This window comes from Alteromonas sp. 14N.309.X.WAT.G.H12, assembly GCF_036697315.1.
GTDB lineage: Bacteria > Pseudomonadota > Gammaproteobacteria > Enterobacterales > Alteromonadaceae > Alteromonas.
Map to the genome: position 1 here is coordinate 1 of NZ_JBAHZB010000108.1, position 11,832 is coordinate 11,832.

Consider the following 11,832-nt stretch of genomic DNA (forward strand, 5'->3'; position numbering starts at 1 on the left):
AGCATCGCCCTTACAAGGCGAGGGTCACTGGTTCAAGCCCAGTAGCGTCCACCACTTACATCTACCTTTTTATGGACGCTTAGCTCAGTTGGGAGAGCATCGCCCTTACAAGGCGAGGGTCACTGGTTCAAGCCCAGTAGCGTCCACCATCACTTCTTCTTTTTGTTTTATCCTCCTGTCAATTTCATAAATTATCTTCTGCGTGAATTTCATGTTATCTTTTTCTTTATGTTGGGAAATACCCCTTGTGCATCTGATCGGCTTATACAACGGTGGTTGTGCATGGGCAAAATTGTAATAAATCGCTTACTTTTTTAATGTTTTCAGCTGATACTAAGACAAGCAAAGCCATGACCACGGACAGATAACAACATCACGATGAATATTCAGTTAGCAAGGCAGGCCCGCGTTTTAATTATTGACGATCAAATCCTCGCAAAAGGTTACCTGAAATACACGTTAGAGGAATTGGGTTTTGAGCACATTACCTACACGAATAAAGCCTCCAGCGCCTTAGAAAGCATCCAAACCTCCCTATTTGAATTAATTATCTGTGCTTATGATCTCAAGCAAAAAAGAGAAGGCTATTTTCTTTATCAGCAATTACAGAATCATCAGCAACTGCCCCTAACCACCGGTTTTGTTTTTGTTTCCGCCGATACCTCTGCTGAAATCGTCCACTCTATTGTAGAGCTGCAACCGGATGAATTTCTTGCCATGCCCTTTTCCACCCAAGAACTCGATAAACGTCTTGAACGGGTTTTAGAACGGAAAAAAGCGCTGCATGACGTTTACGTGCTAATGGATAAACGGGCATTTCCGGAAGCATTGGCCGCGGTGGATAAAATACTGACTTCCCCAGAGAATCCAGAATTTGTGCCCCTCGCTTTGCGCACCAAAGGGGAATTACTGCTGTTATGCGAGCGCTTCACTGACGCATTGGCATTCTACGAGAACATTAAAAATGTACAGAATTTCACCTGGGCGCAACTGGGGTTAGTGCGCAGCCTGTTACATTTAGATCGAAACGATGAAGCGGAAAAGCACATTTTACGCCTCGCATTTCATCCTGACACCATGTTAAGCGCCTATGATTTGCTTGCCGCCCTGCAAATTAAGCAAAATGAGTTTGATGATGCCCTAGAAGCCATGCTCATTGCCGGGGATATTTCGCCAAATAATTTACAACGCCATCAAAAAGCATTTGATTTATCCCGGATTACCCACGACTACGAAGCCCAGTTTGCGGCGGCAAAACGCATTGTGAACTATGCCCGCAACTCCATCCACGATAAACCGGAAAACTACCTGAACGTGGCTAGGGCCGGTATCGACTTTGCGATGACCGCCGATATCGCCCAAGCTAAACAGTTAGTGCAGCAAACCACGTCGTTTCTGCAACAGATGAAAGAAGCCTTTCCTAAATCGCGAAACAGCACAGAATTGAAGGTCATTGATGCCAGATTGTATTACCTTGAGAATGAAACAGAAAAAGCCAGACAACTGCTTTCACAACTTTCCGAAGATAACTGGAAAAGCGAAAGCATCGATGCTCTTATCGACAGAGCAAAAGCGTTTCATGAAGTAGGTATGCAAAAACACGCGTTAGCCATTTTAGATGAAGTCGAACAGCGCTGCTCAGAGGAAGACTCGCCTCTCTTGGCGCACTATATCAAGCAAGAAAAAGCAGAAAAGCACGCCATTTCAGCCAGTCCAAAAGCGTTAAATGCCATTGCCGTTAAGCAATTTGAACATGGCGATCTTGAACAGGCCATGGTGACCTTGCAACAGGCCTTTCAAATTATGCCGAAAAGTCCAGGTATTGCCCTTAACCTGCTGCATACCACGGCTAGTGCAATGCACGATACGTCCCATATTGATACCGACGCCCGCAAACAACTGATGAACCGTTGTATAAGTGTGATTGAGTCTTCAATGTTGACCGAGGAACAGGAAAAACGATACGAACGGATTAAAATTGCCGTTGAAAAGCTGATTTAATTGTCATCGTCGCTCATTGTTTGCTGATAGACCACCACCTGTTCGTCAAACACATCATCGCGATAATGAAAATCATAAGCATAAGTCATCCCCAGTTTTTTCATTACACCAATGGATCCCCTATTTTGCGGTAATGCAATGGCAGAAAACTGTTTAATGCCACGTTTAGCAAGCGCATCTCTAACGTGTGTCGCGGCTTCTGTGGCATAACCTTTTCCCCACGCTTTTTGGCAAAAGCGCCAGCCCAATTCAAGGTTATTCTCGTTAGGCGTAGCAGAGAAAAACCCCATGGGCCGAACGAGGATCCAGCCTACATCTTCGCCGGACGGCGCTAACTCAGAAACTCGCCATAATCCCCAACCTTTGTGCCGAGCAGAAAATGCATTAATGCGGGGTAAAAAAACCTGTTGAATGTCTTCCCATGAGGTTTTCTTGCCGCCATTAAGGTAAGTCATTACCGCGGGATCTTGATCGATAGACCAAAGGAAATGGGCGTCACTAGCTGTGACAAAATGATATTGAAGACGGATACTGTGGGGAATATTCACCCTGGCTATCCGCCGAGCATGGCCAAATGAGAAGTTGCCCCCGTGTTACCCTCATGAAGGTAATGGGTGGCGTGCTTTTGACCTAATAGACGTTGCAAATGTGCCATCAGGGCATTGACGTCCCCCGCTTTCAGCCAAGGTCGAATATCAATGCCATATTCACTGAACAAACAAAGATGTAACTTACCGTTTGCCGCTACCCGGAGTCGGTTGCAGGTACTACAAAAATCTTTACTGTAGGGCAAGATCAAACCAATACGTCCGGCGTAATCAGGATGGTGAAACTCTTCGGCAGGGCCGGCATCTTGGGTCCGAATCACCGGTGTCCATCCCTCATCCAGAATTTGCGCCTTAAAAGGCAAGCCCGATAAATGCTGTTGATTGAAAAACTGAGGATGATCGCCGGTTTCCATCAACTCAATAAAGCGCAAGGTAACAGGGGTATCCACCAGCCAGTTCTTGAATTCCTGCAATTGCTTACCGGCGAACCCTTTTAAGAGCACGGTATTCACTTTTACCTTCAATCCCACTTCAAGGGCCCGATCGACCCCTTTGAGAATTTCAGTGAGTTTATTTTGCCCCGTGATATCAGCAAACAAACGAGGATCGAGACTATCGATACTCACATTAACCTGATCCAACCCCGCCTCTTTCCAGATTAAGGCATCTTTCGCTAAACGACCACCATGGGTAGTTGTGGCAAGGGTTTTAATCCCAGCGGTGTTGCGGCACAGTGCAATAATTTCAGGAAAGTCGCGACGTAAGCTAGGCTCACCACCGGTAATTCTAATTTTTGACGTGCCTAAGCGCGCAAACGCCGTTACCAAAGTACGAATTTCAGGCACCGTAAGAAAACTGCTTTCAGAAGGGCCTTGATAGCCATCGGGTAAGCAGTACTGACATTTAAAATTACAAGCCTCTGTCACTGACAGGCGCAAATAATGAAACTTACGGCCAAAGCTATCCTGTAACAAAAACACACTCCCCTCTGGTGACACCGAAAATGGTCAAAACGCCGCGAGTAAACCCGAATAACAAAACAGACCCGCCAAAGCCGATGAAACTTTCACGCCCGTTATTTTGTTTCACCGCCTGATTAGGATACCATGCTTGAACAGCAGCATACAGCACCACACTTATGAGACCGTCTCGTTTTAACGTTGCACCAGACACGCCTGTCCGCTGGCAGGCGGTTAAGCAGCTTTGGCCCTATTTATTAGAATTTAAAACCCGGGTTATTTTTGCCCTCGGCTGCCTGGTGTTAGCGAAAGTGGCCGCCATAGGCTTGCCCTTTGTTTTAAAATACATTGTCGATGGGCTAAATAGCCAAGATACCACCACCGGACTGGTGGTGGTTCCCATCTCGCTTATTGTGGCCTATGGCACACTGCGGCTGTTAAATGTGGTCATCGGTGAAATCAGAGATACCCTATTTGGACGAGTAACAGAACGGGCCATGCGGCGCATGGGCCTCACGGTGTTTAATCACCTTCACCATTTAGATTTACGGTTTCACCTTAATCGGCAAACTGGCGGACTGTCCAGAGATATAGAGCGCGGCATCACCGGCATCAGCTTTCTGATGCGCTTTATGGTGTTCAACATCGGCCCCACCCTTTTGGAAATCGTGGTGGTGGTAGGGCTTTTATTGGTGAAATACGGCATGTCCTTTGCCGCCATTATTCTGTTTTCCGTCATTGCCTATGTGCTGTACTCCATGAAGGCCACCAACTGGCGCACCCGTTTTGTTCAGGCCATGAATCAGGCCGACTCCACCTCCCATTCACGGGCCGTAGACAGTTTGCTGAACTTCGAAACCGTAAAATACTTTAATAATGAACAGTATGAAGCCCGTCGGTATGACGAAGAGCTCGCCAGCTGGGAACTGGCGCGGCGGAAAAACCGATTGTCCTTGTTTGCCCTAAATGGCGGACAAGCCTTAATTATTGCCTTTGCCATGACCGCAATGCTGGCTAACGCCGCTTACGGCGTGGCCAAAGGCGAAATGACCATTGGTGATTTCGTGCTGATCAATGCCTTTACCATGCAGATTTTTATGCCGCTGAATTTTTTGGGGTTTGTCTACCGGGAAATCCGTGGTGCCATGGCCAATATTGATAATATGTTTTCCTTGTTAGCCACCACACCCACGGTAGAAGACAACCCGCAGGCACCGGATTTGAACGTCTCTGCCGGTGAAATCACCTTTCACAACGTTAGCTTTGGCTACAGCGATGCCCGTCCAATTTTAAAAAATATAAGCTTTACCCTGCCAGCCAGTAAGAAAACCGCCATTGTTGGCGCCAGTGGCGCGGGAAAATCCACCATCGTAAAACTGTTGTTTCGTTTTTACGATACCACCGACGGCAGCATTCTTATCGACCACCAAGATATTGCCCAGGTAAATCAAAAATCCCTGCGAAAACAGTTGGGTATTGTGCCCCAGGACACGGTGCTATTTAATGACACCTTGTATGAAAATATAAAATACGGTGCTCCTGATGCCAGCGATGACGACATTCAAAACGCAATGCAAACCGCCCATTTATCTGACTTCATTGCCCAATTACCGAAAAAAGCCCAGACTCAAGTGGGCGAACGGGGACTCAAACTTTCTGGCGGTGAAAAACAACGGGTTGCCATCGCCCGGGCATTGTTAAAAAATCCCCCGATCATGGTGTTTGATGAGGCGACTTCATCCTTAGATAGCGGCTCAGAACAAGCCATATTGAATGCGTTGTCGGCCTTGGCGTCAAATCATACCAGCTTAGTGATTGCCCATCGATTATCCACCATTACCGATGCAGATAATATTCTGGTGATGAAGGACGGAGAAATTACCGAGCAAGGCACCCATGAAGCGCTGCTAGAGGCCAATGGCGAGTACGCACATTTGTGGCATATTCAACAAAATAACAAGGATTAGGGTTTATGGATCCTATTGCACTAAAAAAAGCGGTCAATACCACCATGCCGTTTGGCAAATTTGCAGGCAGGAAATTATTTCATCTGCCAGAACCTTATTTGGTGTGGTTCCACAAACAAGGTTTCCCCCACGGCACGTTGGGACAGCAATTGGCATTGATGTATGAAATTAAATTAAATGGTTTAGAAGCATTGGCGTTGCCACTGCTCGAAGACGAATAAACATGCTGGCGATGAAGATCGCCAGCATTTATCAATGGCTTTATTTGCGCAGATGATCTGCAACAAGATAGGCCATCTCCAGTACTTGATCGGCATTTAAGCGGGGATCACACTGAGTTTTATAGGCTTGTTTTAAATCTTCATCAGAAATGGCATAGGCACCACCGGTACATTCGGTCACGTGTTGGCCGGTCATTTCCAGATGCACACCACCAGCATGTGTCCCTTCGGCTTTGTGAGCAGCAAAGAACTGGCGTATTTCACTTAAAATATCGTCAAAGTTACGGGTTTTGTAACCACTGGATGCTTTAAATGTGTTGCCGTGCATAGGATCAGAGCTCCACACCACTTCCCTTCCTTCGGCTTTTACGCGACGAAGCAAACGCGGTAAGTTTTTCTCTAACTTGTCAGCGCCCATACGGGTAATCAAGGTCAATCGACCGGGATCATTTAACGGGTTCAACACGTCAATAAGCCGTATCAATTCATCTTCATCCATGGTGGGACCCACTTTCACCCCGATGGGGTTGTGGATACCACGGAAGAATTCCACATGGGCATGATCCAGCTGTCGGGTGCGCTCACCAATCCAAACCATGTGGGCAGAACAGTTATAAGGCTTACCGGTCAGGGTATCAGTACGGGTTAATGCCTGTTCATAGTTCAGCAACAAGGCTTCATGGGACGTAAACAAGGTGGTCTCATGTAACGCAGGGGTATTTAATCCATTCAGACCGATGACCTTCATAAATTCAACGGCATCGTGAATACGGCTAGCCATATCCTGATAGCGCTCTTTAAGCGGGTTGTTTTCTACAAACGTCATATTCCAGCGATTAACTTCGCTTAAGTCGGCTAAACCACCTTGAGCGAAGGCCCGTAGCAAATTCAGCGTAGACGCACTGCGATGGTAAGCATCAAGCAAACGGGTGGGATCCGGGCGACGCGCCTGCTCGGTAAATTCAAAACTGTTAATAATGTCACCACGATAACTGGGTAACGTGACCCCATCGATGGTTTCAAAATTCGAGGAGCGGGGTTTGGCATACTGCCCTGCCATACGTGCCACTTTTGTCACCGGACAACGACCGGCAAAAGTCATTACGATGGCCATTTGCAGCAATACCTTAAAGGTATCGCGAATTTTAGGTGCGTTAAATTCTGCAAAAGATTCGGCGCAATCGCCACCTTGCAATAAAAACCCTTTACCTTTACACACTTCACCGAGCTGTCTTCGCAACTCACGCGTTTCCGCTGCAAAAACCAAAGGGGGATATGAACTTAACTTTTGTTCAACAGTGTTCACTTGTTCCTGATCATCGTATTCAGGTTGCTGCAGAATTGGTTTACTTCTCCAGCTGTCGGGTTGCCAGTTATTCACGCTTTCTCCTCATTCATTGACAGCGATGGCCCGCACAGATATGTCCCATGGACGATTAATGTGACACCTCATCCTTGGTATCAATAGGCTCTACACCTAAAAAAATAGGGTGTTAATTGGTTATGGTCACGGTTGGTCTGGAAAGGTTGGATGTAGCACTAATGGCCCATACCGATAAGATTACATGACAGCTTCGTTGTATAATTTCAAAACACCAAGGTAAATATTAACACAAAAACGGTATTACCAAAGCGCATCGACGTTAAATTACCGTGAATTTCAGCCAACCTCAGATCCAATCACCGCCTAGGTTTTACGAGTTTGAGACTGTAAATGCTTAAGCAATCCGTCCGACGCCTTTTCAATAAGATCTAGCACCAGTTCAAAGCCTTGTTTTCCGCCATAGTACGGATCCGGCACTTCTTTTTCATCACCTTCAACAAAATCTAAAAAATAATGGATTTTTTGCTTTGCATCCTGGTCTTCGCATAGCTTTAACAGGTTGTCATAGTTACTGCTATCCATCGCCAGAATATAATCGAATTTGGCAAAATCCTCGTCATCTAAACGACGACATTTAAGGCCATCAAAGGAATATCCTCGAACTTCCCCTGCGGCCCGTGAACGTTTGTCAGGAGGACTCCCGATGTGATAACCATGAGTACCTACAGAATCAATCTCCAAATCAAGACCAGCCTGTTTTGCTTTATGCCGAAAAACAGCTTCTGCAGTGGGAGAACGACAAATATTGCCCAAACAAACAAACAATACCGACGGTTTTTTAGTCATAGCTAACCTTTATAAAAAAATATACACAATCATCCAGACTAAACATTGGGTAACCAATGGCGTATTATAGGCGTCTTTTTGATTTTCGGAGCCCCAATGTCAGCACATGTTCTTATGCTCAGCAGCTCGCGAGCCGGTGAAGAAGAATACCTCGCCCACGGGAAGCCGCACATTCTTGCACACTTAGACACTATTCGCGACATTCTATTTATTCCTTATGCCGGCGTGACCATTAGCTGGGATGATTACACCCAGACAGTTCAAGCAGCCTTACCTGAATGCACGGTTACAGGCTTACATACCCTCGCCGATCCCGTACTGGCACTTAACAACGCCTATGAGAAAAAACAGGCCGTGGTTGTGGGCGGCGGGAATACATTTCACCTCCTTGCCACCTTGTATCAACTCGCCTTGATGAGCCCCATTAAACAGGCAGTGGCTAAGGGCGTTCCTTATATCGGCTGGAGTGCGGGCTCAAATATCTGTGGTACAACAATAAGAACCACCAACGATATGCCCATTATAGAACCGCCATCCTTCGATGCCCTGGCCTTTGTGCAATGCCAAATTAACCCTCACTACTCAAATTACCAGCCGCCGGGCTTTAATGGTGAAACCCGTGATCAACGGCTAGCCGAATTTACCGTCCTTAATCCCCACACTCCGGTACTGGGTATTCGGGAAGGCAGCGCCCTTCTGCTGACCCAAGATACTCTGACCCTGAAAGGCAAATCCGGGGTGATTTTTCTGGGAGACACGAGAAAGGACATGTACGAAGGGGACGATTTAAGCCAGTTTCTTCACCAATGAGGTGAGTCCTTGCAGGCTCTCCTCTGACGGAGCAAACGGTAGCTCGGCTAATAAGGGCGCAGGCATGCTGTTTTTGAGTGTTTGCAGATTTTCTGTATACACCGGCATGCTGGGATCCAACTGATTGGCAACCCAGCCTTTAAGCCTCAAGCCATCACGTAAAATAGCATCGGCGGTGAGCAGTGCATGGGTAAGGCATCCTAATCGCATTCCCACCACCAGGATCACCTCTAAAGATAAGGTTTTTACCACGTCTGGCATCCACACATTGTTGCCAAGGGGCAGTTTCCATCCCCCTGCCCCTTCCATAAGCAACACATCGGCCTGATAATCTTGTAATTGTTGATAGCCTCTGACAATAGCCTCTTGTGTGATGGTCACGCCCGCTTGCTGCGCCGCAATATGCGGGGCAATGGGGGGTAACAATGCGATGGGATTAATCTGCTCAAGGGGTGCAGCAACAGAGCCTGCGGCCTGGATCTCGCGGGCATCTTCGTTACTGTAAACCCCATCAATGAGGTCACATCCGGCGGAAACCGGCTTATAGCCGAGTGTTTTTAATCCCACCAAGGCACCGGCTTTTAATAACTGACAGGTCACAAATGTCTTACCAATTTCAGTATCGGTACCGGTGACAAAATAACTGGCCATGATTATTTTTCCAATATTAAATGTAAAACCTGATAACTCACAGACAGCTGACCTTGGGGATCTTTGGGAAATGCCTGTTCTAATGCCTGTAAATTGCGACGACCAAGTGGTGTACTTTTCTCCCCGGTAAAGGAAAGCCCAGCGCCCACTTTAGTAATTGAACGTAATAAACTGCGCATATTCTCATGGGGATCGCGGTAGCACTTTTCCCGTTGAGACAAAATACGAAGGGGTAAATCCGCCAACGCTAAGCGCCAAGTTTCAGCGCTAAACAAGGTATTGACCGAAGGGGCCATACCGGCTAATTGCCGGGCCAGCACAAGTTCGTGTAAAGAACCGGCCACCATGATCGCTAAGTGAGCACATCCGCCAGAACGCAATACCCGGTTAATTTCACTTAGCGCGCGGGCGGGCGAAGCGACCCACTGCAATGCCATGGAAGAATAAACACAATCAAAAGACGCAGAAGGAAACGGCAACGCCTCAGCGTCTCCCTGCACAAACGTCAGTTGCGGGTAACGCTGGGTCGCAGCAGTAACCATTGCTTGTGAAATATCGACACCCACCACTTCATTGACGGCGGTGGCAAGTTGACTGGTTTGCCGCCCCGTAGCACTGCCAATATCCAAAATACGCTGCCTAGGCTCAAGAACCAGCGGCGATTGGGTGTGCTGGGCAATGATCATCTGCACCGCCGCATTATCATCATAGGTATATGCGGCGCGGCCAAAGCGTTCAGCAATGGCCTGACGGCGATAACCATGGGGAGCGACTTGTTGCGGTAAAGGAACCATGGTCATAGAGTCCCCCATGCCAACTGAAGCGCATCCACAAGCACACGAATATCTTGTTCACTGTGGGTGGCACTTAAGGTAATGCGTAGTCGATCTGTGCCTTTGGGTACAGTGGGATAACGGATGGCCGGCACCCAGATCCCACGGGTTCTTAACGCCTTAGACAAGGCCAAGGCTTGATTGGGCCCTTCGGTTAATAACGGTTGAATGGCACTTTCAGACGCCCCGAGGGTTAAACCGCTTTGCCCCACTAGCTGGCGAAAAAGCGCAATGTTGTCAAACAGCTTTTGCCTTTCATCACCGGCGGCGATGGCCGTAAGTGAATATAAGGTGGCCACCGCCTGAGAAGCCGGCATGGCCGTGGAATAAATATAATGACGGGCTTCGTTAATTAAATAATCAATCAATGCCTGACTGCCGGCAACAAAGGCACCGGCGGTGCCTACGGCCTTGCCAAATGTGCCCATAAGCACCGGCAACGCCTGTTGCGACAGCCCGTAATGTTCTGCCGTGCCTAAGCCACTTTCCCCCAGTACACCAAAACCGTGGGCATCGTCGAGCATTAACCAGGCATCATTCCCCTGACACAAAGCGACCAGCTCTGACACCGGCGCTTGATCGCCGTCCATACTGAACACGCCTTCACTGGCAACCAGACAATCTCCCGTCCCTTTTGCCAATAACGACTTTAGGTGGGTTAAATCATTGTGGCCGAAACGCCGTAACGGCGCCTGGGAAGCTAATGCGCCATCTAAAAAAGAGGCATGCATATACTTATCAGCAAGCACCCGGGTATCGTCTTTTAATAACGCCTGACAAATGGCTTGATTGGCCGCAAATCCAGAATTAAACAGTAACACCGCCTCACGCTGCAAATGGCTTTCAATATAGCCTTCTAGTGCAGCATGCGCCTGGGTATAACCGGTTACTAAAGGCGAGGCTCCACTACCGCCGCCAAATTGTGCCAACCCTTCAACCCAGCTTTGTAACACCCCTTCGTGGTGTCGCATTCCCAGGTAATCATTGCTGGCAAAATTTAAATAGTGTTCGCCATCGACACAAATGATGCCGTCTTTCTCATATTCAATACAACTACGACGACGCAAGTAACCCGCTGCGTGTTTTTCTTGCAACCTGGCACTGATAAAATCAAATGCCATTACACCTCCGTCACTGGAGCGTTTTGGGTCGCCGTGGCATCATAAAACAAATCACTGGCATCGGGTTGCGCGGCAATTTCTTCTTGCAACGCCTGTTCATGGGCTTCATCAGAAAAATCCCGGGTACGCTCGGCGTTAATGCCTAATTTTTTAAATAATAATACATCTTCGTGGGTATCGGGATTCGACGTGGTTAACAGTTTGCACCCGTAAAAAATGGAATTTGCGCCGGCCATAAAACATAACGCCTGCATCTGCTCGTTCATATTTTCCCGTCCCGCAGAAAGGCGAACATGTGACGCGGGCATCATGATCCGTGCAATGGCAATGGTACGAATAAATTCAAACGGCTCTAGATCATCCACGCTATCTAAAGGTGTCCCTTCAACCTTTACTAACATGTTAATGGGTACACTTTGGGGATGCTCGGGTAAGTTAGCTAGTTGTACCAACAAGCCCGCCCGATCAGAGGCAGATTCGCCCATGCCCACAATACCGCCAGAACACACATTCATACCAGCATCCCGCACATTTTGTAGTGTGTTTAAGCG

At 47.7% G+C, this 11,832-nt stretch carries 12 protein-coding genes and 1 tRNA gene; 5 read left to right on the forward strand and 8 right to left on the reverse strand.

The annotated features are described in order from the left end of the window. Positions 1–73: 73 nt before the first annotated feature. Positions 74–149: transfer RNA gene (locus V5298_RS17480), tRNA-Val, on the forward strand. Positions 150–378: 229 nt separating this feature from the next. After that, complete coding sequence (locus tag V5298_RS17485; protein ID WP_332932718.1) at positions 379–2,001, forward strand: response regulator; 1,623 nt, start codon at positions 379–381, stop codon at positions 1,999–2,001. On the opposite strand, the gene V5298_RS17490 is transcribed toward V5298_RS17485, so the two are convergent. After that, positions 1,998–2,549, reverse strand: coding sequence for a GNAT family N-acetyltransferase (locus V5298_RS17490; RefSeq protein WP_332932719.1), 552 nt, complete (start codon positions 2,547–2,549; stop codon positions 1,998–2,000). The genes V5298_RS17485 and V5298_RS17490 overlap by 4 nt on opposite strands. Positions 2,550–2,554: 5 nt before the next feature. After that, positions 2,555–3,523: a GTP 3',8-cyclase MoaA gene (gene moaA / locus V5298_RS17495; protein ID WP_332932728.1), complete on the reverse strand. Its 969-nt coding sequence runs from the start codon at positions 3,521–3,523 to the stop codon at positions 2,555–2,557. Positions 3,524–3,687: 164 nt separating this feature from the next. On the opposite strand from moaA, the gene V5298_RS17500 reads away from it, so the two are divergent. Both V5298_RS17500 and V5298_RS17505 read left to right on the forward strand, forming a co-directional pair. Next, the gene (locus V5298_RS17500) at positions 3,688–5,475 is read left to right on the forward strand and encodes an ABC transporter ATP-binding protein/permease (RefSeq protein ID WP_332932720.1); all 1,788 of its coding nucleotides are present in this window, start codon (positions 3,688–3,690) and stop codon (positions 5,473–5,475) included. Positions 5,476–5,480: 5 nt separating this feature from the next. Next, positions 5,481–5,696 (forward strand): DUF3820 family protein, encoded by a 216-nt coding sequence (locus V5298_RS17505; RefSeq protein WP_332932721.1) that lies wholly within the window; start codon positions 5,481–5,483, stop codon positions 5,694–5,696. 40 nt (positions 5,697–5,736) lie between these two features. Here the strand turns inward: V5298_RS17505 and V5298_RS17510 are convergent, their stop codons facing one another. Together V5298_RS17510 and V5298_RS17515 are read right to left on the reverse strand one after the other, a co-directional pair. Next, a complete protein-coding gene (locus V5298_RS17510) occupies positions 5,737–7,077 on the reverse strand; it encodes a class II 3-deoxy-7-phosphoheptulonate synthase (RefSeq protein WP_332932722.1) in 1,341 nt (446 codons plus the stop codon). Between the two features lie 306 nt (positions 7,078–7,383). Then, complete coding sequence (locus V5298_RS17515; RefSeq protein ID WP_332932723.1) at positions 7,384–7,866, reverse strand: low molecular weight protein-tyrosine-phosphatase; 483 nt, start codon at positions 7,864–7,866, stop codon at positions 7,384–7,386. A 96-nt stretch (positions 7,867–7,962) separates the two neighbouring features. On the opposite strand from V5298_RS17515, the gene pepE reads away from it, so the two are divergent. After that, positions 7,963–8,676 carry a dipeptidase PepE gene (pepE, locus tag V5298_RS17520; protein ID WP_332932724.1) on the forward strand — a complete coding sequence of 238 codons (714 nt, stop codon included), beginning with the start codon at positions 7,963–7,965 and terminating at the stop codon, positions 8,674–8,676. On the opposite strand, the gene bioD is transcribed toward pepE, so the two are convergent. The 4 genes from bioD to V5298_RS17540 all read right to left on the reverse strand — a co-directional run. Further along, on the reverse strand, positions 8,653–9,327 hold the full coding sequence (gene bioD / locus V5298_RS17525) for a dethiobiotin synthase (protein ID WP_332932725.1): 675 nt from the start codon (positions 9,325–9,327) through the stop codon (positions 8,653–8,655). The genes pepE and bioD overlap by 24 nt on opposite strands. Positions 9,328–9,329: 2 nt before the next feature. Further along, a complete protein-coding gene (locus V5298_RS17530; RefSeq protein WP_332932726.1) occupies positions 9,330–10,127 on the reverse strand; it encodes a methyltransferase domain-containing protein in 798 nt (265 codons plus the stop codon). Next, positions 10,124–11,281, reverse strand: a complete 1,158-nt coding sequence (gene bioF / locus V5298_RS17535) for an 8-amino-7-oxononanoate synthase (protein WP_332932727.1) — start codon at positions 11,279–11,281, stop codon at positions 10,124–10,126. Before bioF ends, V5298_RS17530 begins: the two co-directional genes overlap by 4 nt. Beyond that, on the reverse strand, positions 11,281–11,832 hold a 552-nt coding region (locus tag V5298_RS17540), incomplete at its 5' end, for a biotin synthase BioB (RefSeq protein WP_416351199.1). The genes bioF and V5298_RS17540, both read right to left, overlap by 1 nt.

Bases quoted from the DNA above. Each gene is read 5' to 3' on its own strand.
- V5298_RS17505 (WP_332932721.1), top strand. From the start codon at position 5,481: ATGGATCCTATTGCACTAAAAAAAGCGGTCAATACCACCATGCCGTTT.
- V5298_RS17485 (WP_332932718.1), top strand. From the start codon at position 379: ATGAATATTCAGTTAGCAAGGCAGGCCCGCGTTTTAATTATTGACGAT.
- bioD (WP_332932725.1), bottom strand. From the start codon at position 9,327: ATGGCCAGTTATTTTGTCACCGGTACCGATACTGAAATTGGTAAGACA.
- V5298_RS17500 (WP_332932720.1), top strand. From the start codon at position 3,688: ATGAGACCGTCTCGTTTTAACGTTGCACCAGACACGCCTGTCCGCTGG.
- V5298_RS17515 (WP_332932723.1), bottom strand. From the start codon at position 7,866: ATGACTAAAAAACCGTCGGTATTGTTTGTTTGTTTGGGCAATATTTGT.
- V5298_RS17530 (WP_332932726.1), bottom strand. From the start codon at position 10,127: ATGACCATGGTTCCTTTACCGCAACAAGTCGCTCCCCATGGTTATCGC.
- pepE (WP_332932724.1), top strand. From the start codon at position 7,963: ATGTCAGCACATGTTCTTATGCTCAGCAGCTCGCGAGCCGGTGAAGAA.
- bioF (WP_332932727.1), bottom strand. From the start codon at position 11,281: ATGGCATTTGATTTTATCAGTGCCAGGTTGCAAGAAAAACACGCAGCG.